22 protein-coding genes are annotated in these 25544 nt (G+C 74.7%); 6 read left to right on the top strand and 16 right to left on the bottom strand.

Translation table 11 applies throughout. The annotated features are described in order from the left end of the window. Positions 1–19 precede the first annotated feature (19 nt). The gene (locus ACZ6TV_RS19465; protein WP_465298595.1) at positions 20–1594 is read right to left on the bottom strand and encodes a PP2C family protein-serine/threonine phosphatase; all 1575 of its coding nucleotides are present in this window, start codon (positions 1592–1594) and stop codon (positions 20–22) included. A 119-nt stretch (positions 1595–1713) separates the two neighbouring features. Here ACZ6TV_RS19465 and ACZ6TV_RS19460 point away from each other — a divergent pair, with 119 nt between their 5' ends. Beyond that, complete coding sequence (locus ACZ6TV_RS19460) at positions 1714–2658, top strand: DUF1861 family protein (RefSeq protein ID WP_465298594.1); 945 nt, start codon at positions 1714–1716, stop codon at positions 2656–2658. A 13-nt stretch (positions 2659–2671) separates the two neighbouring features. Here ACZ6TV_RS19460 and ACZ6TV_RS19455 read toward each other — a convergent pair whose 3' ends face one another. The 4 genes from ACZ6TV_RS19455 to ACZ6TV_RS19440 form a co-directional block, all read right to left on the bottom strand. Further along, positions 2672–3295, bottom strand: a complete 624-nt coding sequence (locus tag ACZ6TV_RS19455) for a TetR family transcriptional regulator (RefSeq protein ID WP_465298593.1) — start codon at positions 3293–3295, stop codon at positions 2672–2674. A gap of 21 nt (positions 3296–3316) precedes the next feature. After that, complete coding sequence (locus ACZ6TV_RS19450) at positions 3317–4273, bottom strand: fatty acid desaturase family protein (protein WP_465298592.1); 957 nt, start codon at positions 4271–4273, stop codon at positions 3317–3319. Then, positions 4270–5763, bottom strand: a complete 1494-nt coding sequence (locus tag ACZ6TV_RS19445; protein ID WP_465298591.1) for a phytoene desaturase family protein — start codon at positions 5761–5763, stop codon at positions 4270–4272. The genes ACZ6TV_RS19450 and ACZ6TV_RS19445 overlap by 4 nt, the downstream gene beginning before the upstream one ends. A gap of 66 nt (positions 5764–5829) precedes the next feature. Continuing rightward, on the bottom strand, positions 5830–6480 hold the full coding sequence (locus tag ACZ6TV_RS19440; RefSeq protein ID WP_465298590.1) for a hypothetical protein: 651 nt from the start codon (positions 6478–6480) through the stop codon (positions 5830–5832). Positions 6481–6595: 115 nt separating this feature from the next. Between ACZ6TV_RS19440 and ACZ6TV_RS19435 the strand changes: the two genes are divergently transcribed. Then, positions 6596–7792: a trans-2-enoyl-CoA reductase family protein gene (locus ACZ6TV_RS19435; RefSeq protein ID WP_465298589.1), complete on the top strand. Its 1197-nt coding sequence runs from the start codon at positions 6596–6598 to the stop codon at positions 7790–7792. A 216-nt stretch (positions 7793–8008) separates the two neighbouring features. On the opposite strand, the gene ACZ6TV_RS19430 is transcribed toward ACZ6TV_RS19435, so the two are convergent. Continuing rightward, on the bottom strand, positions 8009–8398 hold the full coding sequence (locus tag ACZ6TV_RS19430; RefSeq protein ID WP_465298588.1) for a DUF4345 family protein: 390 nt from the start codon (positions 8396–8398) through the stop codon (positions 8009–8011). Positions 8399–8405: 7 nt separating this feature from the next. Continuing rightward, positions 8406–9206, bottom strand: a complete 801-nt coding sequence (locus ACZ6TV_RS19425) for an NAD(P)H-binding protein (protein ID WP_465298587.1) — start codon at positions 9204–9206, stop codon at positions 8406–8408. A 91-nt stretch (positions 9207–9297) separates the two neighbouring features. Here ACZ6TV_RS19425 and ACZ6TV_RS19420 point away from each other — a divergent pair, with 91 nt between their 5' ends. Further along, positions 9298–10254 carry an AraC family transcriptional regulator gene (locus ACZ6TV_RS19420; protein WP_465298586.1) on the top strand — a complete coding sequence of 319 codons (957 nt, stop codon included), beginning with the start codon at positions 9298–9300 and terminating at the stop codon, positions 10252–10254. On the opposite strand, the gene ACZ6TV_RS19415 is transcribed toward ACZ6TV_RS19420, so the two are convergent. Further along, the gene (locus ACZ6TV_RS19415) at positions 10232–12040 is read right to left on the bottom strand and encodes a serine hydrolase domain-containing protein (protein WP_465298585.1); all 1809 of its coding nucleotides are present in this window, start codon (positions 12038–12040) and stop codon (positions 10232–10234) included. The two genes, ACZ6TV_RS19420 and ACZ6TV_RS19415, sit on opposite strands and share 23 nt — an antisense overlap. 167 nt (positions 12041–12207) lie before the next feature. Between ACZ6TV_RS19415 and ACZ6TV_RS19410 the strand changes: the two genes are divergently transcribed. The 3 genes from ACZ6TV_RS19410 to ACZ6TV_RS19400 all read left to right on the top strand — a co-directional run bounded on the left by ACZ6TV_RS19410 (position 12208) and on the right by ACZ6TV_RS19400 (position 15582). Further along, positions 12208–13302: a sensor histidine kinase gene (locus tag ACZ6TV_RS19410; RefSeq protein ID WP_465298584.1), complete on the top strand. Its 1095-nt coding sequence runs from the start codon at positions 12208–12210 to the stop codon at positions 13300–13302. Continuing rightward, complete coding sequence (locus tag ACZ6TV_RS19405; RefSeq protein ID WP_465298583.1) at positions 13299–13952, top strand: response regulator; 654 nt, start codon at positions 13299–13301, stop codon at positions 13950–13952. Before ACZ6TV_RS19410 ends, ACZ6TV_RS19405 begins: the two co-directional genes overlap by 4 nt. 136 nt (positions 13953–14088) lie before the next feature. Then, entirely contained in the window at positions 14089–15582 is a 1494-nt protein-coding gene (locus ACZ6TV_RS19400; RefSeq protein WP_465298582.1) for a serine/threonine-protein kinase, read from the top strand. A gap of 3 nt (positions 15583–15585) precedes the next feature. On the opposite strand, the gene ACZ6TV_RS19395 is transcribed toward ACZ6TV_RS19400, so the two are convergent. From ACZ6TV_RS19395 to ACZ6TV_RS19360, 8 genes are all read right to left on the bottom strand, one after another. After that, complete coding sequence (locus ACZ6TV_RS19395) at positions 15586–16635, bottom strand: trypsin-like serine peptidase (protein WP_465298581.1); 1050 nt, start codon at positions 16633–16635, stop codon at positions 15586–15588. Next, complete coding sequence (locus ACZ6TV_RS19390) at positions 16632–19955, bottom strand: trypsin-like peptidase domain-containing protein (protein WP_465298580.1); 3324 nt, start codon at positions 19953–19955, stop codon at positions 16632–16634. Before ACZ6TV_RS19390 ends, ACZ6TV_RS19395 begins: the two co-directional genes overlap by 4 nt. After that, positions 19946–21049, bottom strand: coding sequence for a hypothetical protein (locus ACZ6TV_RS19385; RefSeq protein WP_465298579.1), 1104 nt, complete (start codon positions 21047–21049; stop codon positions 19946–19948). Before ACZ6TV_RS19385 ends, ACZ6TV_RS19390 begins: the two co-directional genes overlap by 10 nt. Then, on the bottom strand, positions 21049–21633 hold the full coding sequence (locus ACZ6TV_RS19380; protein WP_465298578.1) for a hypothetical protein: 585 nt from the start codon (positions 21631–21633) through the stop codon (positions 21049–21051). The genes ACZ6TV_RS19385 and ACZ6TV_RS19380 overlap by 1 nt, the downstream gene beginning before the upstream one ends. A gap of 1 nt (position 21634) precedes the next feature. Continuing rightward, the gene (locus tag ACZ6TV_RS19375; RefSeq protein ID WP_465298577.1) at positions 21635–21973 is read right to left on the bottom strand and encodes a hypothetical protein; all 339 of its coding nucleotides are present in this window, start codon (positions 21971–21973) and stop codon (positions 21635–21637) included. A gap of 114 nt (positions 21974–22087) precedes the next feature. Then, a complete protein-coding gene (locus ACZ6TV_RS19370; protein ID WP_465298576.1) occupies positions 22088–23257 on the bottom strand; it encodes a S8 family serine peptidase in 1170 nt (389 codons plus the stop codon). 16 nt (positions 23258–23273) lie between these two features. Continuing rightward, positions 23274–24248: a hypothetical protein gene (locus ACZ6TV_RS19365; RefSeq protein WP_465298575.1), complete on the bottom strand. Its 975-nt coding sequence runs from the start codon at positions 24246–24248 to the stop codon at positions 23274–23276. After that, positions 24235–25482 (bottom strand): MFS transporter, encoded by a 1248-nt coding sequence (locus tag ACZ6TV_RS19360; protein WP_465298574.1) that lies wholly within the window; start codon positions 25480–25482, stop codon positions 24235–24237. The genes ACZ6TV_RS19365 and ACZ6TV_RS19360 overlap by 14 nt, the downstream gene beginning before the upstream one ends. Positions 25483–25544: the final 62 nt, after the last annotated feature.

The raw sequence follows: 25544 nt of genomic DNA, 5'->3' as shown, positions 1-25544 counted from the left end.
CCGGCCGGCGGCGGCGCCGTCAGGGCAGGACGCGGACCGCGAGGGTGCAGGTGTCGTCGTCGGGGCTCGCGTGGTGCAGCAGACCCCGGAGCCGGGTCAGTGGCTCCTCGCCCGGGTCGGCGGAGACGCCGGCGAGGTCGCGCCGCACCCGGTCGAGCAGGACCTCGGTGTCCGCGGACCGGCGCTCGACGAGCCCGTCCGTGTAGAACAGCACCAGGTCGTCCTCGCGGAGGTCCACGGTGAGGACCGGGTGGACGGCGTCGTCGCCGGCGCCGAGCAGCAGCCCGGCCGCCCGTTCGAACTCGGTGGTCACGCCTTCCCGGGCCAGCAGCGGCGGCATGTGCCCGGCCCGCGCCCATCGCAGGGTGCGGTTGCGCGGGTCGTACACGCCGATGACCGCGGTGCCGGTGATCGCCAGCTGCAGGCACAGCTGATTCATGTGGCCCAGCAGGGTGCCGGGGTCGCGGATCCCGATGGACAGCCACGCCACGAGGGAGAACCGCAGGTGCGCCATGCCGTTCGCGGCGTCCAGGCCGTGCCCGGCGACGTCGCCGACGGCGAGCGCCACCAGGCCGTCGGGCAGGGTCTGCGCGTGATACCAGTCGCCGCCGACCTGCACGGCGCTCTCCGCCGGCAGGTAGCCGACCACCGCCTCCAGCCCCGCGAGGGGGAACGGCTCCGGCGGCACCGGCTGGATCAGGTTCTGCAGCTGCCCGGCGAGGCGGTGCTCGGCGAGCGCCGTCATCTCCCGGGTACGCAGCTGGTCGCTGAGCCGCTCCATCGCCGAGCGGGCGTCCTCGCGGGCGGTCACGTCCTGCACGACGGCGTAGATCTTCAGCGGGCTGCCGTCGGCGTCGCGGGCGACGTCGGACAGGATCCGCAGGTGCTTCACCGTCTCCGCGGGCTGCGCCGCGTCGGCGCTCCCGGCCGGGACGGCCACCCGGAAGCGGACGGTCACGTCGGAGGCGGCGCCGCTGTCGAGGGTCTGCCAGGCGGTCTCGCTCACCCCGCGGTCGTCGGCGAGCAGCGCCGCGTGCTGCTCGGCCCGCGACATCGCCCCGAGGGCCGGGTCCCGGCCGAAGATCCGGAACATCCCCGGCGACCACTCGCTGCGGCCGGTGACCAGGTCATACTCGGCCCAGCCGAGGCTGCCGAGCAGCTCGGTGCGCTCCAGCCGGCGCCGTGCCTCGTCGACCCGCGTCCACCACACGAGCAGCCCACCCAGGACCGGGTGCACCCCGACGTCGAACTGCGAGTCTGCGACGATCCCGGCCCGCCGCTCCGCATACCGGAAGCCGGGCAGCTCGGCGGCCACCCCGCCGGCGAGGACCTGCAGATACAGCTGCCACAGCGGTCCGCCGACCATGCTCGGATACAGGTCGCCGACCCGCTTGCCGAGCCGGTCGGCGCCGCGGCCGTAGAGGTCGTTGCCGCGGCCGCTCACCGCCGCGATGACGAAGTCGGTGACCCGGCCGTCCTCGCCGGTCAGCGGCAGCAGCCAGGTGCATCCGGCCGGCGCGGCCGCCAGCAGCTCACGCACGACGGCCGTGGCTGCCTCGGCGGCACCGCCGCGCCGCGCCCCGTCGTCTGCCATCACCGCAGCTTAGTGCCGCACCACCTCCGGGGCGGCCCGGGCGCGGCGGGCGCCGCCGCTTCCGACATTCACCCGGGTTTCCCGCCATCCGCGCCCGGACACGGCGATACGGTGCTTGTGTGACGTCGACTGCCGCCGGGTACCGCGACCTCGTCGCCGACCATCTGCGCCGCCCCGGCCGCCCGTCCGGGACCGCCGAGGTGATCCCCGGCGTCGGGGACCGGCTCGCCTACAACCCGTGCCTGATCCGGCAGGGCGGCCGCACGCTGCTCGCCGTGCGGGTCGAGTCGGAGACCAGCTACTGGCGCGACGAATCCTCCTGGGATCCGGAGATCCGCTTCTACGAGCGCGCCGGCGACGGCTGGCGGGAGGCGCCGGACACGCCGGTGTTCCGGTCGGCGGAGGACCCGTTCGCGGCCTGGGTCCTGGACCGCGCCGGCGTGCCGGTGCTCGTGTTCGGGGTGGTGTCGCTGGACTTCCGCAACGACCCGCCGACGGTCGTGACCCGCTTCCACGCCGCGCCTTCCGTGCAGCGCCTCGACCCGGCCACGCCGTTCGCCGAGGTGCCGGGGATGAAGGACATCCGGCTCCTGCAGCGCCACGACGGGCTCGCCGTGTGCGGCCGTCCGCAGGGCGGGACCGCCGGCCGCGGCCGGGTGAGCCTCATCCTCGCCGACGACTACACGGACCTGTCCGCGGAGCTGATCACCAAGGCGCACGTCTTCCACGACCAGGTCGCCGAGGACACCAAGCTCGGCGTCAACGAGCTCTACGACCTCGGCGACCGCATCGGCGTCCTCGGCCACGTCGCCGTCGGCGAGGAGGGCGGGCCGCAGGAGTACGCCGGCGCCTGGTGGACGATCGACCCGGCCGCCCGCACCACGACCACCCCGACGATCATCGCGATGCGCGCCGACTTCCCACCTGCCCCGCCGAAACGCCCCGACCTCACCGACGTCGTCTTTCCCGGCTCGATGGAGGTCCTCGACCGTGGCCTCGTCCGCCTGTACTGCGGGCTGAGCGACGCCTCCGTCGGCTCGATCGTCGTGCCCGCCTTCTTCTGACCCGGCGCCGGGGTCACTGGTCGGTGGCGGGGGTGGTCCCGTCGGCGGTGAGGCCGGACAGGGCGTCGAGCATGCCGGTGAACCTGGCGGCGGCGGCGAACAGGGTGTCGCTGCGGCTGCGGTCGCCGTCGAGGTGGGTCAGCATCTCCAGGCCCAGGTAGAAGGCCATCGCCGCCATCGCCGCCTCCCGGCCGGGGATCAGCGCGGCGAACGGGCTGTCGCCGAGGAGCCGGCCGATCAGTGCCTCGGTGAAGTCCTCCCACCGGCGGATCTCGGCGCGCACGCCCGCCGCGAGCCGGGTCGAGCCGACGGCCCCCGCGACGAGCTCCTGCACGGCGGCGATGTGCCCGGTGGCGACGTCCTCGTCATACAGCTCGCGCAGGGCCGGCAGGAGCTCACCGGCGCCGCGGACCCCGTGGGTCCGGAACGTGTAGCGCTCCATCCTGCTGTCGCTGGTGTAGCGCATCGCCGCGAGCAGCAGGTCCTCGAGGTCTTCGAAGTGGTAGTAGATGACGCCGGGCGCGAACCCGCCGGTGGCGGCGATCGCCCTGGCGGTGGTGGTCGAGAACCCTTGCGTCGCCAGGGTGTCGACGGCGGCGCGCAGGATGCGCTCGCGGGTCTCGGATCGGCGCGACATCACCGGCAACGGTAGGCGATGTCAGATCACGCGGTGCGGGCGGACTCCGGACGCGGCGAGGAACGGGTCGAGCCGCCGTCCCAGCTCCGCGAGCCGATGGCTGGGCACCTGCGGATACAGGTGGTGCTCCAGGTGATAGGTCAGCTCCAGGAAGATCGCCGGGATGACCCGCCCGCGCAGCGTCCGGGTCTGGGTGAGCGGCGTGTCCCCGAAGTCGTGGTGCGGCAGGTAGACGGTCAGCAGCGGATACACCCAGCTGCCCGCCACCGCCATCGCCGCATACCACAGCAGGGCCGGCGCGACCGGCAGCAGCGCGACCCCGCCCCCGATCACGAGCACCGGCATCGCGGCCTCGGCGAGCAGCCACCGGCGCTGCCGGACGCGGGCGCGGTCCTGCCCCCGTGCGCGGCGCAGCGCCCACCGCCACAGCCGGACCAGGAACACGGGGCCGTAGCAGACGGCGCCGAGGAAGCTGATGTGCGCCGGATAGCCCTCCGGGTCGCCGTCGGGGTCGTCCATGGACGTGCCGGCCGGAGCGGGGAACGCCCGGTGGTGCTGCAGGTGCGTGGCCCGATAGGCGTGGCCGCTCTCCAGCAGCACCAGCCCGGACAGGAACAGCGCCCACTCGGTCGCCCGCGGCCCGAGCCCGATCGACCGGTGCACGACGTCATGGGTCACGGTCACCACGGCGACGAAGATGCCGAACATGATGAGCGGTGTCAGCCACCACCACCCGAGCGCCGCGGCCACCACATAGGCGGCGACCCCGATCACCGGCCGGGCGAGCGCGAACCGCCGCTGCCAGGGCCGCGTCGTCAACAGGTCCGCGCCGAGGTCACCCATCGCCGGTTTCCCGATCTCGGCGCCCGCCTGCCCTTTCGCGGCGCCCGCCTGCACGATCCCGGCGCCCGCCCGCCTGTCGGCTGCCGGCTGCGCCGGTCCAATCTCCCGTGCCGGGGATGTCCTGCCGGGTTTCATGAGCGGAGCACTCCTTCCGCGACGATCCGGCTGCCGAGCACGCACGCGACGGTGCCCAGCCCCGGCCAGGTGGTGTCGCCGACGAGCCAGAGGCCCGGGACGGTGGTGCGGTGCGGGACGGCGTGCTGGTTGGCGTTGGAGGTGCGTTGCCTGACGCCGCCGACGGCGCCGCGCGGCCGGGACGTGAACCGCGCATAGGTCCGCGGCGTGCCCACCTCCCGCACCACGGCCCGCTCCCCCAGCCGTGGATACACCCGGCGGGCCTCGGCGACGAGCCGCTCGCCGAGCGCGTCGCGGCGGGAGGCGTGGCCGGCGTCGTCGAGGTCCTCCCAGCCGGCCAGGTCGGTGTGGGTGGACAACATCACCGCCCGGTGGCCCGGTGGGGCGCTGTCGCGGTCGCCCGGCGCCGACACGGACACGAACATGTTGTTGCCGTCGCCGAGCGGCTCCGCGTAGGAACGCAGCAGCTGGTGGTGGGTGAAGCGCTGCCCGGCCACCTCGTCCTCGGGCACGCCGAGGCAGAGCATGGCCGCGCCGCCGAGGTCGGGGGCGTCCCGGCGCAGATACCCCTCGAGGGCGGGCCGGGCGGCCGGGGTGAGCCGCGCGGTCGTGGCGGCCGGCACGGCGCTGACCACCTGCGTGGCGTGCACGGCGCCGCGGGGGCTGCCGACCGTGAAGCGCGGCGCGGTGCCGGTCACCCCGGTGACCCGCCAGCCGCAGCGCAGGTCGCCGCCGAGCGACCGGTAGTGCGCGACGGCGGCCCGCCAAAACCCGCGCATGCCGCCGGTCGCGCGGGTCAGGCCCGCGCCGCGGATGGTGATGCCGAGCGCCGCGTTGACCAGCGGCGCGTCGTCGACGGTGCTGTGCACGGTGTCCTCGACGAGCATCGACAGCAGCCCGACGAGGGCGGCGTCGTCGCGCAGCCCGTGCCGGCGCAGCGCCCCGCCGAGCGTCCCGGTGACGTGCCTGGCCAGGTGCAGGTCGGCGAGGCGCATCGTGCGTGCGTTGTGCACCAGGTCCGCGGGACGGCGCACCGGCATGCGGGCGCCGGCGCGGCTGGCCCGCCAGAACGCGTCGGCGAGCCGGTCCAGCAGCGCCCAGAAGCGCCGGTGCCGGCCCGTGTCGCCGAGCGCCCGCAGCCGCTCGGCGTGCCAGGCGCCGGGGTCGCGGTGCAGCACGACGGAGCGGTCGGGCAACCACGCCACATAGCCCGGCAGCGCCTCCCCGGCGAGCGGCGGCATGCCGACGGCGTCGAACAGCTCGGCGCCGACGCCGCCGGGCTCGAAGTCGACGAGCGTGGTGGCGCCGACGTCGAAGGAGAAGCCGCGGCGGCGGTAATAGCCGGCGCAGCCGCCCGCGTGGCCGTGCGCCTCGAGGACCACCGTGGCGCACCCGGCCGCCTGCAGCCGCATCGCGGTGGCCAGGCCCGCCAGCCCGGCGCCGACCACGGCGACGTCGAACGTGTCGTTCTGAACAGAAGTTCTGAACATACGTTCAACGTAGGACCGGCCCAACGCGGTGTCAACCGCTGTGAATGTCCGGAACCGGGGGCCGTCCTACCGCTGGGCGCGGTTGCGGACCTCCACGACGGCGCCGGTGCCGAGGTCCACCCGGAAGCTGCGGCCCGGCGGCAGCGGCGAGTCCAGGGCCCGCACCCGCAGGTGCGACTCGGCCGGCGCGAACCGCCGGGCCTCGGACAGCGCGTACTCGTCGGGGTCGGTGTCGTCGTCGCCCGCCTTGCCCGCGCTGGACGTCGTCACGCTGAAGACGATGAGTCCCGTGATGGCGTCGAAGACGATCCGGTGCCACTCGAGCCTGATCCGGTCGTAGCTGGGCAGCACCAGGCCCGTCTGGAAGACCAGCCCGGTGACCGCCGCCCAGCCCTGCTCCACGTACACGCGGAAGCTCACGGCACGGCAGTCGCCGGACTCGGCCCGGGGCAGCACGGTGTGGTCCCAGACGCCGGTGCCGCCGTCCCGGAACCCGACGAAGGCGTGCGCTCCGGTGCTCAACGACCGGGGCGCGGACGGCACCTGCGGGAACGGGTAGGCGGGCGGCTGGTGGTTGGCCAGGTTCGCGACCGCCAGCACCTGGCAGCGCGGGATCCGCACGATGTGCTCGGCGATGACGTACGCCTGGCACGCCGGCGTCACCGAGTAGTCGAGGATGTTGTCGGCGCTGACGTCGGCGCTGGCGATGAGGTCCACGGCCGTCACGGTAGGCAGTGGCGGACGTCGATCACACCGGCGCTGCCGGGAACCGGACACCGCGGAGGCCATGACAGGATGTGACCGCACGATCCGATCACCGAAGGGGAGCATCGTGGCCGCACGTGTCGTCAGTCCCACCGGACGCGGGTTCCTGCTGCTCGACTCGCACCCCGCCGGCTGCTTCCGCAGCGTCGCCGACATGGTCGCGCAGATCCCCGCGGGTGCCGGGCCGCAGGACCGGAAGGTCGCGCTCGTCATCGGCTCCAGCGCCGGCTACGGCCTGGCCGCCACCCTCGCCGGCCTGGTCCGGCACGGCGTCGACGGCGTCGGCGTCGCGTTCGAGCGGCCGCCGGGCCGGCGCACCGGCACCGCCGGGTGGTATCGCACGATCGCCACCGCCGCCGTCGCCGAGGAGGCCGGCAGCGACTTCACGTTCCTCAACGCGGACGCCTTCGCCGACACCACCAAGGACGAGGTGCTGGACCTGCTGGAGAAGCGGTTCGGCAAGCTCGACGTCCTGGTGTACAGCGTCGCCGCGCCCCGGCGGACCGACCCGCGCAGCGGCACCACCTACCAGTCGGTCATCAAACCCCTCGGCGCGGCCCACACCACCAGGACGCTCGAGTTCGACGCGGACGGGACGCCGGCCCTGCGCGACGTCACCGCCACCCCCGCGGGTGAGGACGAGGCCGCCGACACGGTGCACGTGATGGGCGGCGAGGACTGGTCCCGCTGGGTCACCGCGCTCGCCGACCGGGGCCTGCTGCGTGAAGGGTTCCGCACCGTCGCCCTGTCGTACATCGGATCCAGCCTGACCTCGGCGATCTACCGCGACGGCACGATCGGCGCGGCGAAGGTGCACCTGGAGCGGACCGCCGGGGAGCTCGACGAACGGCTGCGGCCGATCGGCGGCCGGGCGCTGACGTCGGTCAACGGCGCCGCCGTCACGCAGGCGTCGACCGCGATCCCGGGCATCGCCCTGTATGTGAGCGTGCTGCGCGCCGTCCTCGGCGACGCGCTGCAGTCGCCGGTCGAGCAGTCGGTGCAGCTGTGGGACCAGCTCACCGGCGCGGCCCCGCTGGACCTCGACGAGCAGGGCAGGCTGCGGCTGGACCGCTGGGAGCTGGACCCGGCGGTGCAGGCCGCGGTGGCGCAGCGGTGGCGGGCGATCACCCCGGAGACGATCGCGGAGGTGGCGGACGTCGACTGGTTCCGCGCCCAGTTCCGCGGCCTCTACGGCTTCGACGTGCCCGGCGTCGACTATTCGCAGCCGGTCGACCCGGACCTGGACTGGCCGGCGCCGCGCTGAACGAGCCACCCCGGCCGAACCGGACCTGGACCGGCCGGCGCCGCACCGAACGAGCCACCCCGGCCGAACCGGACCTGGACCGGCCGGCGCCGCGCTGAACGAGCCACCCGGCCGACCTGGAACTGGACCGGCCGGGGCCGCACTGAACGAGCCACGCCGTCGGCCGGTCTCGGAGCCGGCCGGCGCCGCGCCGAGGCCACGACGCCGGCCGGCCGGTCAGGGCGCCGATCGCAAGGACGGGCGGGCCAGGAGGTAACCGCAGGCCACCCCGAGGGCCAGCTCGACGGCGCCGCCGAGGACCAGCCCGCTCGCGGGCGTGCCGTCCAGCGCGACGGACACGCCCCGCGAGACGGCGTAGGCGAGGTAGAACACGGCCCCGGCGACCGCCGCCGCGAACGCCAGCCGCGCCACGAACGCGCCCACCACGAGCAGCACCCCGACCCCGAGCACCGCGCCGCCCGCCGCCCTGGTCTCGCTGAGCAGGTTCACGTCGTCGCCGATGCTGATGTGGTACTGCCGGCGGAACGCCACCGGTGCCAGCAGGCTCGCCGCCCCGACCGCGACGGCCACGGCGCCCGCGACGATCAGCACGATCCGCTGGATCACCGCCGCATCACCGCCAGGCCCCGGCGGCCGCGGCCGCCCGGCAGTAGTCGGCGAAGTCGCGCGGCGCCCGGCCGAGCGCGTCCCGCACGCCGGTGCCCAGGTTGGCGTTGCGCCCGTCGAAGACCTCGCCGCACAGGTCGGCGAACAGGTCGCCCTGCGGGTGCCCGGCGAGCGCGGCCCGCAGCTCCTCGACGCTCACCGGCACGTAGGTGACGGGACGGCCGGCGGCGCGGGCGAGCTCCTCGGCCGCGGCGGCGAACGTGAGCAGGCGCGGTCCGGTGACGTCGTACACGCGGCCGTCGTGCCGCTCGTCGAGCAGCGCCGCGACCGCCACGTCGGCGATGTCCTCGACGTCCACGAACGGCTCGGCGACGTCCCCGGCGGCGAGGACGACGGCGCCGTCCATGACGCCCTGGCGCAGCTCGCCCTCGCCGAAGTTCTGCGCGAACCACGAGGCCCGCACCAGCGTGTAGCCGAGGCCGGACTCGCGGACGATGTCCTCGCAGCTCTCCGCGTGGTGCTCGCCGCGGCCGGACAGCAGCACCAGCCGCTGGACGCCGGCCGCGGCGGCCGCCTTGGTGAACGCCTCCACGGTGGCGGGCGCCTCGGGCGCGGCGAGGTCGGAGTAGTAGGAGACGTAGGCGGCGCCGACGCCCTCCAGGACGGCGGGCCAGGTCTCCGGCCGCTCCCAGTCGAACGGCGGGTCGCTGCGGCGGGACGCGCCCCGCACGGGGTGGCCGAGGTCGGTGAGGCGGCGCAGGATCCGCCGCCCGGTCTTGCCGGTCGAGCCGATGACGAGTGTTTTCATGTGGTCCAGCCTCACCGGTACCGGCGAGATTCTGAATCATCAGAACACCGGAACTCTTTGCAGATCGTCCATGATGCTGGACGATGGTGCGGTGACGACGACGATCCTCCCGCCGGCGACCGACCCCCTGGGCGAGGCGCTGCACCTGCTGCGGCTGACCGGCACGCTGTACTGCCGGTCGGAGCTGACCGCGCCGTGGGACATCGCCGTGCCGGCCCTCGACGGGCTGATGGCGCTGATCGTCGTCACCGCCGGCGAGGCGGTCCTGGAGGTCGACGGCGAGCCGCCGCGGACCCTGCGCCCGCGCGGCCTGACCCTGATCCCGCACGGCACCCCGCACCGCGTCCACAGTGGACACAAGGTCCGCCGTGACGGCGTGCCGCTGTTCGACATCCCCGTGGAGCGGGTCAGCGAGCGCTACGAGCTGCTGCGGCACGGCGGTGGCGGCGCGCTGACCCGGGTCACCTACTGCGTGCTGCGCTGCGACCACGTCCCGGCCCGGCGGCTCGTCGCGCAGCTGCCGCAGGTCCTGCACGTCGACGGCTGGGACGACGACGGCGGCTGGCTGCACAGCACCCTGCAGCTCATCGCCGCGGAGGCGACCGCGTTGCGCCCCGGCGGCGAGACGGTGCTGACCCGTCTCGCCGACGTCCTGGTGGTGCAGGCGATCCGCGGCTGGCTCGACACCGCGCCCGAGGCGAGCGAGGGCTGGCTCGCGGCGCTGCGCGACGAGCACGTCGGCCGGGCCCTGGCGGCGATGCACCGCGCGCCGCAGGAGCCGTGGAGCGTGGAGTCCCTGGCCCGTGAGGCGGCGATGTCCCGGTCGGCGTTCTCGGCCCGCTTCACCGCGCTGCTCGGCGAGCCCGTCATGCAGTACGTGACGCAGTGCCGCATGCAGCTGGCGCACACCCACCTGCAGCAGTCGGCGGAGCCGCTGTCGCAGGTGGCGCACCGCTTCGGTTACGCGTCGGAGGCCGCGTTCTCCCGCGCGTTCAGCCGCACGTTCGGCGTGCCCCCGGGCGCGGTCAGGGATACGACCAGCCGATGAGGTTCCACTGCCACACGAACCATCCGAAGGGCAGCAGCCCGGCCAGGAGCACCACCTGGTGGACCTTCGCCGCGACCCGCGCGCCGGGGTCCCGCCAGCCGGCGACCGTGCCTGCCAGGGCCGCGGCGCCGAGGGCGAGCACCAGCGGCGGCAGCGCCAGCAGCAGGGTGAACTCCGCCGGTACGCCGTAGAGGAACGCGCCCGGGTCGAACAGCACCTCGTAGGCCAGCCCGGCGAGGAACACGAGGCCGGTCAGGCAGGCGCCGGCGGCGAGCGCCCGGGACACCCGCCACCTCCCCGACAGGCCGGTGCGGCGCCGCCGCAGGTTGGCCACGGCGCTGAGCGCGACGATGAGGAAACCCAGCAGGACGAGCAGGTTGAAGGGCAGCGTCTCGGCCCGGTCGAGCAGTTCGAGGGTGGGGCCGTCGGTGGCGGCGTACCGGCGCCCGCCGGGTCCGGTGAGGAACACCAGATGGTCGGAGCCGTCCGCGGCGGTGAACGTGCCGTCCGGCTGCCGCTGCCACGTCTTGCCCCTGAAGTGCACGACCCCGGCGGCGTCGACGGTGAGCCTGGCCGAGCCGAGCAGCGTCGTCAGCTTCTCCACTGTGGACTCCGCGTGCCGGGCCGGCTGGTAGAACCCTGCCGCCGGCGCGGATCTGCGCACCTTCGCCGGCCGGGTCGCGGCCGCCGGGGGGTCCGTCCCGTGCGCCGCGAACCGGTCGAAGAACCCGTCGACGATCTCGCCGAAGGCGTCGATGCCGCCGGTGCCGTTGGCGGACAGGAACATGCCGAGGTCGCAGCCGGGCACCAGGATCAGGGCGCTCTGGAACCCTTCCCAGGAGCCGTCGTGCATGAGGATCCGGCGGCCGTCGTGGAAGCGTTCCATGAGACCGCCCGCCCAGCCGCCGAGCGCGGGGTCCGCGGCGAACGACCGGGCCGGCGGCGCGACCAGCTGCGAACGCGCGAACCGGGCCATGTCGGCGGCGGTGGCGCTGATCGAGCCGTCCGGCGGCATCCGGTCGAACGTGAACGGGATCGCTCTCGGCGGCACCGCGTCGGAGTCGTAGCTGACGGCGAGGTCCCCGGCGAGCGCCGCGGGCACCGGTTCGGTGGCGGTGGTGTGGGCCATGCCGAGCGGGTCGAGGATGTGGGTCCGCACGTAACGGTCGTACGGCTCGCCGCTGACCCGCTCGACGATGTACCCGGCGAGCGCGGCGCCGTAGTTAGAGTAGGCCGAGACCTCGCCCGGCGGCCGGATCCGGGCCGGCATGTGCGCCGCGAGGTAGCGCTGCAAGGGTTCGACGTCCCCGGCGGTCCGGGCGCCGACGCCGACGAGGCGGTCCTCGAAGCCGGCCGTGTGGTCCATCAGCGCCCGCAGCGTGACGGGCTCCGGGAAGGTCGCCGGCACCGAGAAGCCGCGCAGGTACGTGTTGACGTCGGCGTCCAGGTCGAGCCGGCCCGCGGTGGCCTCGCGCCGCACCGCCTCCCACGTGAACAGCTTCGTGACCGACGCGATCCGCACCAGCGACCGTTCGGGGTCGAACGGGACCGCGCGGGCGACGTCGGCGGTGCCGTACCCCTTCGCGAACAGCGTCCTGTCGCGGTCCGTCACGGCGACGACCGCGCCGGGGACGTGGAAGCGGTCGAGGCGCTGCGGCAGCGTGCCGTCGAAGAACGCGGCCGCCTCCGCCGGGTCGGCGCACCCCGGCGGCGCCGACCAGGCCGCCGTGGGCGGCACCTGCAGCAGCGGCACGGCGACACAGAGCGCGAGCAGGGCACGGCGCATGGGGACCTCCGACGGTGTGGGCGGTGCGGGGACGGTGCCGAGCCTGCCGGGGCACCCGGCCGCGGGACATCGCCGCCGGGTCGGCGGTTGTCTGCGACTTTCGTCGGAGCCGCCGTCGACCCCGGACGCATGGGCGGCCGGCCGCGGGCTGTCTACGCTGCTGAGACATGAAGCTCCTGCAGCGGCGCGGCGTCGCCGACGGCGCCCTGGTGCTCGCCTGCCTGGCGCTGACCGCCCTCGCGGTGAAGGCGTCGTGGTCCGGGCTGCCGGCGCCGGTCGTCGCGCTCGCGGGTGTGGCCGGCAGCGCCGCACAGTGGTGGCGGCGCCGGCTGCCGTGGCTCGCGGCGGTCGCCGGGTCGGCGGCCTACGCGCTGTCGGGCAACCCGGCGCCGCTGCTCGTCGGCGTGTACTCCGGCGCGGTCCACGCGAGCCGCCGCGGCGCGGTCGCCGCCGGGATCGCGGGGTGGGCGGGGATCGCCGGCTGGTCGTGGATCGACGAGGGCCGCCTCGGCGCCGACGACGCCGTCTTCGCCGCGGTCGGCGCGCTCCTGCTCACCGGTCTCGGCCTGTACGTGGCGGCGCTGCGCGAACTGCGGGCGTCGTGGCAGGAGCGGGCCGAGCACGCCGACACCGAGCGGCTGCTGCGCGACGAGCGGGCCCGCGCCGCCGAACGCACCCGGATCGCGCGGGAGATGCACGACGTGCTCGCGCACAAGGTGTCGCTGATCGCGCTGCACGCCGGCGCCCTGGAGGTCACGACCGACACCGGCCGCTTCCAGGAGGGCGCGGGCCTGATCCGGGTCACCGCCCGGGAGGCGCTGCAGGACCTGCGGTCCGTGCTCGGCGTCCTGCAGACGCCGGCCCCGCCCGGCGAGGACTTCCCGGACCTGCCCGGCCTGGTGCTCGCCGCGACGCGGGCCGGGCAGCGGGTCGAGCTGGACGAGCGGGCCGGGCCGCTGCCGGCGGGCACCGCCCGCGTCGTCCACCGGGTCGCGCAGGAGGGCCTCACCAACGCCCGCAAGCACGCGCCGGGCGCGCCGGTCACCGTCACCGTCGAGCGCGCCGCCGCCGGCGGGCAGGTCGAGGTCGTCGTCGCCAACGGCCCCGGCGGCGCCCCGCTGGACCTGCCCGGGTCCGGGGCGGGACTGGTGGGGCTGGCCGAGCGGGTCCGCCTCGCCGGTGGCACCCTGCACAGTGGACCGGCCGGCGGAGGGTGGCGGCTGGCGGCAGTCGTACCGTGGACGGAGGCGACCCAGCGGTGATCTCGGTGCTGCTCGTCGACGACGAGGCGCTGGTGCGCGCCGGGCTGCGGATGATCCTGGAGACCGCCGCCGACCTCACCGTCGTCGGGGACGCGGGCGACGGGCACGCCGCCGTCGACGCGGTGACCCGGCTGCGACCCGACGTCGTCCTCATGGACCTGCGGATGCCGCACCTCGGCGGGATCGCCGCGACCACCGCGCTCCGCGCGCTGCCGGAGCCGCCCGCGGTCGTCGTGCTGACCACGTTCAACACCGACGACGACGTGCTGCTCGCGCTGGAGGCCGGCGCCACCGGGTTCCTGCTGAAGGACACCCCGCCGGCGGAGCTGCTGCACGCCGTCCGGCTCGCCGCGGCCGGCGACTCGATGCTGTCCCCGGCCGTCACCCGCCAGGTGATCACCCGCCTGACCGCCGAGGACCGCGGCCGGCGCCGCCGCGACGCGCTCGCCCGCCTCGACCCGCTCACCGAACGCGAGCGGCAGGTCCTGATCGAGATCGGCCTCGGGCACCCGAACGCGGACATCGCGGCCCGGCTGTACATGAGCGAGGCCACGGTGAAGAGCCACGTCACGCACCTGTTCGAGAAGCTCGGCACGACCAACCGGGTCCAGCTCGCCATCGCCGCGTTCCGCGCCGGGCTCGTCGACTGAGGGCGCCACCTGCGCGTTCACCCGATTTAACCAGGTGTAGACGGAATACGGCCGACGGGTCACTGGCGCCGCGGAGGTTTGTCCCGCAGGATACGGCGTGCAAGGTGGGCGTCGATGCGTTGGAGGGCTGCCGGACGTGCAGGGCCAGGTGCTGGGTGGTCGTTACCGGCTGGAGGAGCAGCTCGGCAGCGGTGGGATGGCGGTGGTGTGGGCGGCGACCGACGAGGTGCTGGGACGGACCGTCGCGGTCAAGATGCTCAACGGGGCACACACCGCGAAGCCGGAGTCGCTGCGCCGGATGCGCGCCGAGGCCAGGACCGCCGCGACCCTGTCGCACCCGAACATCGCCCAGGTCCACGACTACGGCGAGGCCACCGAGGACGGCCAGGTCATCCCGTACGTGGTGATGGAGCTGGTCCCCGGTCCGACGCTCGCGCAGCAGATCGCCGCCGGGCCGGTCGAGCCCCGGGTCGCGTTCCGGATCTGCGCGGAGATCGCCGCCGCGCTGACCGCCGCGCACGCCGCGTCGCTCGTGCACCGCGACATCAAGCCCGCGAACGTGATCGTGACGCCCACCGGGGCGAAGGTCGTCGACTTCGGCATCGCCGCCTCGACCAGCCCCGGCAGCGACGGCGACCGACCCGAGCAGCTGATCCTGGGCACGCCGTCCTACCTGGCCCCGGAGCGGCTCACCGACGACGCCGTCGAGCCCGCCTCGGACGTCTACGCGCTCGGCGTCATCCTGTACAAGCTGATCGCCGGGCAGCTGCCGTGGACCGTGGACAGCACGACCCAGGTGCTGACCGCGCACGTGTACGTCCCGCCGGAGCCGCTCCCGCCGACGCCGGGCGTCCCGGAGCAGGTCGCCGACCTCTGCCACCGCTGCCTGCGCAAGGACCCCGCGCAGCGCCCGACCGCGCCGCAGGTCGCGTCGGTCCTCGCCGCGGCGGCCGGGCTGCAGGTCGTGCCGTCCGCACCGGCCCTCGCCGCGGCCGGCCCCGCCGTCGACGGCGAGCCGTCCGCGCTCCTCGTCCCGCGGGCGCCGCGACCCGGGCGGTCCCGGGTGCGGGTCCTGGCGGCGGCCGGGCTGGGCATCGTGTCGGTCGCGGCGGTGCTGACCTGGACGGCGTTCGGCTCCCCGCCGGGCGCGGAAGGCAAGGCCGGCCACCCGTCGTCGCAGGTCGCCGCCCTGCCGGCCGCGGACACCAGCGACTCACCGACGCCGGCTCCGGATGCCGGTGGCTCCAGCGCCCCCGCCGCCGGCGCCGGCCCGACCGGAGCGGGCGTGCCGGGGCGGACCTCCGGCTCGGACAACTCCGGCGGCGGCGCCGACGAACCGGGCGAACCGGAGCCGACGACCGAGGAGCCGACGACCGAACCCCCGCAGCCACCGACGGAGGAGCACACGCTGACCTCCGTCGGCGGGACCGTCAACGCGGGCTGCGACTCCGCCGGCAACGCCTGGATCCTGTCCTGGACGGTGGCGGAGGGCTACAAGCTCGTGAAGGTCGAGAAGGGCCCGGCGACCACGGCGAAGATCTTCTTCAAGCGCTCGAAGGAGCAGGTCCGCATGTCGATCACCTGCCGCAACGGCGTCCCCGCCGCCGTCACCACCACCGTGACCGGCTGACCGTCAGTCCAGCCGGATCCGGCTGATCCGGATGCCTTCGTTCTTGGCCGTCGGCGGCCGCCCGGCGACCTCCTGGGGCCTGCCGCCGGCGTGGTGCAGGGCGATGACCACCCCGTCGGCGTTCAGCACCGGCGCGCCGGACGAGCCCGTCTGGGTGTCGGTCAGGTACTGCACGACCCGGTCGTCGACGTGGGAGATGTGGTTGCGGACGAACCCGAGCCGCTTCCTGACCCCGCCGGGGTGCTGGATGATGTACGCGGGACCGTGCAGCACCGGCGCGACGCCGGGGTCGAGCGTCACGACGGGCCACTCGTCGCCGAGCTCCCCGGTCGTGCCGATCACCGCCCAGTCGTCGGCGGGGTCGCCGACGATCGTGCCCGGGTCGCACCGCACCGCGGTCGAGGCCCGCACCCCGTCGCGGCCGTCGTCCTCGTAGCCGAAGTCCGCGGTGACGGTGCCCGCCCTTTCGCCGCCCGGGTGCAGCACGTGCCAGCAGGTCAGGATCCGTCGCGGACCGACGCGCAGCCCCGTGCCGAGCGACCCGCCACCGCCCACGCCCGCGACCTCGAGCTTGCACACCGACGGCGCGACCGCGAGGAGCCGCCGCAGGGTGTCGATCAGTCCGGGCACCTGACCGATCGGCATCAGCAGGCTGTCGTGGTACAGCAGCGCCTCCTGATCGGTGACGGTGTCCGAGGCGGTGACGAACCTGGGCGCGCCGTCCTGCCCGACCGGCTCGGCGTCCACCATCGCCGGCCGGGCCTGGAGGAGATCGTCGATGAGCGGCCGGGCCGGGCTGGTGGGCGGCACGAGGTCCCGGACCGTCCCGGCCAGGACGCGGGTCAGGCCGAGCTTGGCCGCCGTCTCGAGGACGTCCTTCCAGACGTGGGTCGGCGCCTGCTGCAGGTCGATCGTCCAGACCTCGATCCCGGCCCGGGCGGCGACGTCGGCCGCCGCCTTCGGCGAGGGGAACAGCTGCGTCAGCGTCCTGTGCAGCAGCCGCGCCGCGGGATCGGTCCACGGGTACGGCCACGCTGCCAGCACGTCCGTCATGCGTCCGACACCCGTCCGCTGGGAATCCCCGACACCACGCTCAGCACTTCGCGCAGCGGATCCGGCACGGCGATGGCCCGCCCTTTGAAGTCGAGCGAAGAGTACCGCTCCGCCACGCGCTCCACGATCACGTCCAGCGCGATGGTCCGGCGGTCTCCGTCCGGGTAGGCGAAGCGGTTGCCGCGGAACGCGAACAGCATCTCCTCGACCGTCGCCGACAGGACGCTCGACCCTCCGTGCAGTGCCCGCTCGCACACGCGACCGAGGACCGTGCTCGTGACCGACAACGCCAGTCTCCGTCGATGCAGCAACGTCAGATGGACGTCCTCGCTCGAGGGGAGGCTCCAGACGTCGAGGTTCCGTGACTCCGCCCAGAATTCCATCGCCGTCCGACGGGTCGATTCAAGCTGCAGTCGTTTGGCGACCGCTGTGGCGAACGGCTGGACCTTGGACGCGAGGGACGGAATCGTCAGTCGCTTGTCATATCGCAGCGTCGGCGCGATCCGTTCGATCGTCGCGACCAGCCCGGGAAGCAGCAACACGCCCGGCACTTGCGGGAGACCGACCGCGCCGTTGTCCAGCCTGCGCTGCAGCCGCTCCTCCGCCGCCAGGTCGACGGCGAGGCGGACCCGAGCCGCCCAGATGGCCAGTGCCATCAGCTCGGGATCGGTCGTGTCCTGCCAGACGTCCTCGGCCTCGACGGTCGCCAGCAGCGCGTCCGCCGCCGCCCGCTGTCCGGCGCGCGCCGCCAGCCACGCGGCGAGCACCGTACGGTTCCTGCCGACCGTGGTGTCGGCCGCCGCCGGAGCGGTCGCCAGCAGTTGCCGCGCGGCGCCGAGGTCGCTCAGGTGCAGCTGCCAGGCGTCGTAGAACACCAGAGGGCTGTCCGGTCTCCGCTCGGTGCGTTCGGCAAGGATGCCGGGCACGAGACGGTCCAGGCCCCGGGCGTAAGCGTTCCTGATGCGGTCCACCGCATCGAGCTCCTCCGCCGTCTGCACCACCCAGACCGTGGACCGGGCCATCAGCCGCTGCGTGAGCCAGTCACGAGCGACCGGCGAGAGGTCGTCGGCCGCCTGGGCCAGCAGCGGGGCCGCCTCGTCCCGCCAGACCTCGGTCGCGCCCTGGACGTCGTCGAGGCGGAGCAGGTGATACACCAGCTCCGCGATCGTCGCGCCAGTCGGGGGACGGCGGCGGTACCGGTCGGCGGCGCGGGTGTCGATCTCGCGGACCCGGTCGGCGTTGTCGAGGACGAGCAGGGCGAGGGTCGCGCCGCGCACCTCGGGACGCAGGCGGAGCGCGTCGCCGCTCTCCAGCAGCAGGTCCGGTGCGCCGTGCCCGTCCGGCGTGACGAGCGCCAGCTCCTGCGCCAGGCGGCGGAACACGGCCGCGGCGTCGGCGCCCGCGGGCATGCTGTCGTGCAGGACGTCCGCGATGATGTCCGGGGTCACCCGGCGCAGCACGAGGGCGTCGCGGGCGAGCGGCTGCAGCTCGGGATCGACGACCCTGTCCAGGATCCTGCGGTACAGGAAGCCTTCGACCAGGTGTTTCGGCAGGTCGTCGACGGGGCCGCCGGTGGCGACGAGGCGCTCCGCGAGCTGCAGGACCAGCGGCACGCCGCGGGCCGTAGCAACGATCTTCGCGCGGGCGTCAGCGTCGGTGACGCCGTGCTGCCGCAGCCAGTCGGCGGCGACCGCGTCGTCCAGGCCCGCCAGGACGATCCCGCGCGCGACCCGGTCCCGCAGGCGCAGCCCGCCGACCGGGGCGCGGCCGATCACCAGGACCCGCAGGTGCGGGGCGGCGGCGAGCGCGTCGTCGAGCAGCCGCCACACCTCGCCGTGCCGCTCGGCGTGCTGCGCGATCTCGAACCCGTCCAGGACCAGCAGCGGCGCGGGTCCGCCGGAGGTGGCCCGGGTCAGCGCGGCGCCGAACGCCGCGGCGGCCGCCTGTCCCGGACCGGCGGTCTCCGGGTCGGTGTCGGCCTGGACCGACAGCTGTTGGGCGAGGACGCCCAGCACCGACTCGGCGTCGTCAGGGGCCAGGTCGGCGCGGTCGAAGTCGAGCCAGAGGATCACCGTGTCGGCCGGGAGGTCGCCGGCGAAGCGGGCGGCCAGGCACGACTTGCCGATGCCACCGATGCCGGTGATGGTCAGCGGGCCGGGGTCGTCCTCGCCGTACCACGAGCTCAGGGTGCGCAGCTCCGCCTGCCTGCCCCAGAAGTGCGGGCGGGTCAGCGCGGCGAGCCGGCCGCGCAGCCTGCGCCGTTCGAGCTGCCGGCTGACCGTGGCGGCGCTCGGCAGGCCCGGCACGGTGCCGGCGAACCACCGGACCGCCTGCAGCCACAGCGGCAGGACGTCGTCGGGCAGCTCGTCCACGGCGAATGGCGGGCCGGCCAGGATCCGGTCGATGACCCGCTGCCGTGGATCGTCGACGGTGTCCGTGCCACGCGCCGCCTGCAGATCGGCGAGCGAGGCACCGGCGAGGATCCGCTGCCGGTCGGCGCCGCGCAGCACCCAGCGGGCGGCGCCGGGGTCGCCGACGACCGCCCGGACGGCGTCCCGGTCGGCGGGGTCCAGGCCGGCCGGGTCGACGCTCCACCGCACGGCGCACCACAGCAGACCGCCGGTCGGCGGCTCCTGGGCGGCGCCGCGGAGCCGGGCTCTGACCGCGGCCCAGTCGACCATGTCGTGATGCTCGACGATCTCGCCCCAGCAGGGGGCGTCCTGCAGCACGTCCAGCAGGCCGCCGACGGTGACACCGGATCTCACGGCCGTGAGCGACGCCCTGGTCACGCCGATCGTCATGCCGACGACGTCGCCGCGCATGGAGAACAGTGGCGCGCCCGAAGACCCGGGACCGGTCACGACGTCGTGCACCAGTGTCGGCGCGTCAGCGCCGCCCAGCCGCCCCACGGACAGCTCCGCGCGCAGCTCGCCGTCCGGAAGGTGGATCATGTACACCGACTCGTTCAGCAGGCGGGCTCTGGTCGCCAGCGGCAGCGCCGCTCCGGGCGTGGACCGGCGCAACCGCAGCAGTGCGATGTCGCGCCAGTCGGTCACCTGCACCGACCTCGACAGCGGCGGGGCGGCGTGGACGACGTCGGCCGGGATGCTCTCGTCGCCGACCCGGCACTCGATGTGGCCGTTCACGGCGACCGAGCGTGCGACGGTCACGACCAGGTCGTCGGTGATGAGCCAGCCGGTGCACAGGAAGCGCGACACGTCGGTCTCGACCGTCACCTGGACGACGCCGCGCGCGGTGCGCTCGATCGCGGCGGCGAACTCCGTCACCGGCACCGAGTCGCGGACCAGCTTCAGGTCCACTCCGGATCCCCGTCCTCGTCGAGGCTCGCCACCAGCAGGTCGTGCAGCTGCGGCAGCCGGGTGGCGTCGCCGGCGCGCTCGCCGGCGGGGCCGTCGACCGCGACCAGCATGCTCGCGGCCAGGTCGGCGACGGTCTCCTCGACGGCGACCCGCCCGCGCTGGACCGACCAGGTCGTCAGGAGCTCGACGACGTGGTCGGCGGTGATGTCGGCGCGGGCGGTGCGGTCCTCCGCCCACAGGTCACGATGCCATCGGCTCGGCACGGGACCGTCCGGGTAGTCGATGAGCATCAGCCGGAACCAGTCCTTGTAGACGCCGCTGACCAGGTGCAGCGCGAACTGGTCGAAGAACGCCCGGATCTGCGGGTCCAGCAGCGGGGCGCCGTCCTCGGTGAGGCCGAGGTCGTCCACGGCGATCCACAGGCCGCGGCCGCTGCTCTCGGCGATCGACCGCAGTTTGCCGCAGGCCGCCTTGTACCAGCCGTGGTCGGTGGACTCCGGCGGCGGGATCTCGGCGGTCGCGCGGTAGGCACCGAACAGTTCGACCAGCACGTCGTCGACGGTGGAGACGAGCCCGTCGCACAGGTAGACGGACTTCGCGCCGGCGTCGCGGGCCGCGGCCTCGAACAGGTGCCGTCCGTGGCTCTTGCCGCTCTGCGGTTCGCCGCGGACGAGGAGCACCTTCAGCGGGTTGCCCGCCGGGGCGAGCCGGCGGATGTACCGGCGAAGCTCGAGCCGGTCGAGCACCACCAGGCCCGGGACACCGGGCAGGAGGTTGAGCTCCACGGCCGCCCGCGACCGGTGCACGGCGTCGAGGACCGCCACCGCATGCGGGTTCTGCCCGAAGTCGCCGCCGTCGCGCAGCTGCCGGTGCAGGGTCGCCAGCAGGCGCCGCTTGGCGCAGTGCTCCAGCGCCTCCTTCCACACGTGGTTCGCCGCGCCGGGCGTCAGCGGTGGCAGGTCGCCGGCGATCCGCTTGTACACCAGGTCGATGTCCGCGGACTTGTCGTACCGCTGGTACAGCAGCTCGTGGAACGCCGCCGCCTCGGGCCGGTGCCACGGGTAGGTGGCCGCGTCGAAGAAGGGGTGGTTCATCAGGGGCAGGCCCCGACGGGCACGATCTCCAGAGCGTCGCGCATCGGCCGCCCGCCGACGGTGATCACGTCACCGACCCGGACGGGTGCCGCGCAGACCGTACCGTCGGAGAAGCGGACCAGGAGCTCCGACGCGCTCGGCGCGGCCGCCGGGCACCACAGCACGAGCGCGGATCCGGCAAGGACCAGCGCGCCGGTGGCGACCGCGAACCGTCGCCCGGTCCGCAACCGGCCGCGCGCCTCTACGGCGAGCCGGGCCTCGCGGTTCATGAGCGTGCGGCCGCTGGGGAAGACGAGGTCGTCGAGGTGCAGGCCACCGGCCGCGCGGGCCAGGAGCACCACGGCGGCGACCGCGGACCCGGCGGCGAGCGTGGTGACCACCTTCGCGACGACGTCGAACGGCGCGGCGAGCCGGTCGACGGTGGTGAGCCCGCCGGCGAACGTGACGGTGCCGAACACGCCGAGCACGGCCGTCATGAGCGCCGCCCAGCGGGCCGCCGACGCCTGGATCGCCGCGAGCTGCCCGCGGCGCAGCTCGTCGAGGCGATTCTCGTAGTGCTCGGCCTCGTCCGCGAAGGTCGCCACGTCAGGCGCCCGGCCCGGGGACGGTGATGTACTGGCCGTGCCCGGCGCCGCAGCCCCGGCGGCCCGCCCGGTGCTCGACGTCGCAGGCACACGCCATCATCAGCTCGACCAGCGCCGACGCCTCCAGCGCCGTGTCCGCGGCGACGACACCGCCGCTGACCAGCTTCGAGGTGTGGTCCCCGCAGTGCGGGCAGTCGCCGTGCAGGTCCCAGCGGCTGTGCTCGTCGCGGCGTGCCCAGCTCAGCCGCGGCCGTCCCGGGCCGGTCTCGGCGAGGGCCTCCCGGACCCGTTCCTGCCACCGCTCCTGCGACGGCAGGGGGGCGAGGGCGCCGCTGGACATCGATCCGCCTCCTCAGTCTCCGACACTGCACACCGTAGGCGCCCGGTCACGGCAGGCCAACACCGGACCGCGGGTTCGGTCCGGTCGGTGTAACCGGCCTCGGCCGGACGGCCATCATCGATCGGACCGGCGGCGGCGCGGGGCGCGCAGCAGGGGGCGGGCGACGCCGAAGATGAGCAGCAGGGCGAGGAGGACCGCGCCGCCGCCGACGGCCGCGGCCCGGATCGCGGGGGTGCCCGGGCCGTCGTCGGCCTCGCCGGCGGGGGCGGACGGTGGGGGCGGGGACGGCGGGGGTGCGGACGAGGGGGCGATCGGGTCGGCGGTGACCGGCGCGACGGTCGCCGTCAGGGCGGCGTACGGGTCGATCAGGCCGTGGCCGAACGCGTCGTCGCGGCCCGGCGCGCCCTTGTCGCGGGCGGTGGCGAAGAGGCGGTTGAGCACGTTGGCCGCGTCCAGGGCCGGATACTTCGACCAGATCAGGGCGAGGAGGCCGGACACGATGGCCGCCGCGCCGCTGGTACCGGAGCCGATCGCGAAACCCGAGGGGTAGCGGGCCTTCGGGGCGGCCCCGATGATGTCCTGCGCGGGGGCGGCGATGTCGACGGTCGGGTCGGCGATGGAGCCGTCCCAGAGGCCGCCGGCGCGGGTGGTGCCGGTGACGGTGACCACGCCCGGGTAGCGGGCCGGGAGCGGCACGTGGTCGTCGCCCTGGGGGCGGTTGCCGCCGGCGGCGACGAGGATCGCGCCCTTGGCCCGGGCGTAGGCGATGGCGTCGATCTCGGGCTGCTTGAGCTCGTCGGCGCCGAGGGTGAACGACATGTTGATGATCTTCGCGCCGTGGTCGGCGGCGTAGCGGATCGGGTCGGCGAGGTCGCCCGACGCGCTGTCCGCGCGGTTGCCGATGGGGATGGCGACCGGCAGGACCTTGGCCTTCGGGGCGATCCCGAGGACGCCGCTGCCGCGGCCGGCGAGGACCGACGCCATCTGGGTGCCGTGGCCGTCGGGGTCGTCCCAGCCCTTCTCGGACCTGACGCCGTTGGTGCCGGTGCCGGGCAGCAGCGCGCCCGCCAGGTCGGGCTGGGTGCCGTCGACGCCGGTGTCGATGACCGCGACGACCACGCCGTCGCCCTTGGCGACCTGGTGCGCCTTGGCGATGCCGAGCGTGCCCAGCCACCACTGCTGTTCCCGCGCCGTCTCGGCGAAAGCGGGAGCGGGAGCGGGGGCGGACCCGGCCAGCAGCGCCGCGAGCACGGCGACCGCGGGCGCGGTGCGACGGATTCTCACGCCGCGACGGTACCCGTCAGCCGGCCAGCGGCGCCGGGGACTCCGCGCCCGGGACGAGCAGGCGGGGGGCGCCGGAGCCGTCGGCGGGGACCGACCACACGTCGGGGCGGCCGTCGTCCTGGCGCAGGGTGTACCCCAGCGTCGCGCCGTCGAGCCAGGCGGCCTGGTCGTCGACGCTCGCGTGCTCCGCGGTCTCAGTGACGGTCATCGTGGCGAGGTCCAGCACCGACAGCCGCCAGCCGCGCTGCGGGTCGGCGTCGATCGCCTGCTTGAACGCGACCCGGGTGCCGTCCGGCGACAGCGACGGGCACTCGACGTTGGCCCGCAGCGTCTCCACGGTCCGGGCCGCAAGGTCGCCGCGGACCAGGTACCGGCGACCGGCCGTGGACATCGTGGCGTAGAAGCGGTTGTCGTCGGCGGCGAAGGTGACGCCCCAGAAGTTGACGTCGACGTTGCGGTAGGGCCTGCCCTCGTGGACGACCGAGAACTCCTCCAGCGAGTTGACGGTGGTCCCCGTGCGGGTGTCGAGGATGCCGGTGCGGGTGGAGAAGCCGCTGCTGGTGTAGGAGTCGCCACCGACGAAGACGGTCCACGCGACCAGGTGCCCGGACGGCGCGACCCTGGCCCGGTTGGGCAGGCCCGGCACCGCGACCGTCTGATGTGGACGCAGCTGCGCGTCGAGGACGACGACCTCGTAGCTCCAGGCGTTCTGCGGCCGCAGGCACACCCCGGTGCCGGCGGCGGCGTAGACCCGCAGGCACTCCATCGTGGACACGGTGCGCGGGCCGCCGGGGTCGGCGGCGGCGACGGTGGCGAGGTGCCGGTCGGTGATGGTCAGCAGCCGCGGCCCGGGGGTGAGCGTCAGCGGCGCCTCGTCGGCGGCGGCAACCTTCACGGGTTCGTCGCGCGCGAGGGCGGTGTAGCCGGCCGCGGCGCCGCCCAGCAGGACGACGGCCGAGGCGAGGACGCCGATCCGCTTACCGTTCGACATGCGTCTCTCGTCTCCTCAGCAGCAACATGGTGGCGACCACGACGAGCGCGACCCAGCCCGCGGCGACCCGGCTGGCGCTTTCGGGCCCCCAGGTCTGCCACGCCAGTCCGAACAGGACGGACGAGACGAGATACGCGAGCGCCTGGCCGGTCTGGATCAGCGCGATCCCGGTGGTGCGCAGCTTCGCCGGCAGCACCGGCCCGGCGAACGCGATGAGCACCCCGTCGGTGGCGGCGTAGAACAGGCCGTGCAGGGCGAGGCTGAGCACCAGCAGCGGCCACCCGCCGATCGGCCCGAAGAGCAGCAGGTAGGCGACGCCGAGGGAGGCGTACCCGCCGATGACCACCGGCAGCCGGCCGACCCTGTCGGCGAGCAGCCCCAGCGGGGTGGCGAGCAGCAGGTAGGCGAGGCTGGTGCCGACGGCCAGCAGCGGGAACCACACGAGGCTCAGGTCCTCGCGGCGCTGCAGCATGAGGTAGACGAACCCGTCGCCGATCGTGGCGAGACCGAGCAGGCACGCGGCGGCCACGAGGCGCCGCACGGGCGCGTCGCGCAGCAGCCCGAAGGCCTCCTTGAGGTTCGGCGCGGCCACCGCCGCTGCCGGGACCACGGGCTGCTCGCGCACGAACAGGATCAGCACGACCACGGCGAGCGCGGCGACGCAGAAGCTCGTGAAGAACACGGCGTCGTAGGACTGGCCGGCGGCGGCGAGGACGGCGAGGGCGACGAGCGGGCCGAGGAACGCGCCGAAGGCGTCCATCGACCGGTGCACGCCGAAGGCCCGGCCCAGCTGCTCCGGCGGGGTCGAGGCGGTGATAAGCGCGTCGCGGGGCGCGGTCCGCACGCCCTTGCCGAAGCGGTCGACGGCGATGACCGCGCCGATCGCCGGCACCGACCGGCCGGCCAGCAGCAGGCCGAGCTTCGCGACGGCCGACAGGGTGTAGCCGAACCCGGCGACCAGCTTGCGGGAGCGGAACCGGTCGGCGACGAACCCGCCGACGAGCCGCAGGACCGCGGTGGCGCCGGTGTAGACGCCGTCGACGACGCCGTAGGCCAGGGGGCTGACGTGCAGGCCGAGCACGAGGTACAGCGGCAGGACGGCGGTGACCATCTCGGCGGACACGTCGGTGATGAGGCTGACGGTGCCGAGGGCGACCACATTGCCGCTGACGAGGGTGAGGCGGCGGCGTCTGTCCCCCTTGGGCACGGGGATGGACACGGTCGACAGATACACCCGGGTTCCCTCTCTGCGGTGACGGCCCGCCATCGTGTTCCACCGCCCGGCCGCCCGGCAAC

It is taken from the genome of Dactylosporangium sp. NPDC051087 (assembly GCF_055586325.1).
This window is presented reverse-complemented; position numbering and strand designations above follow the sequence as displayed.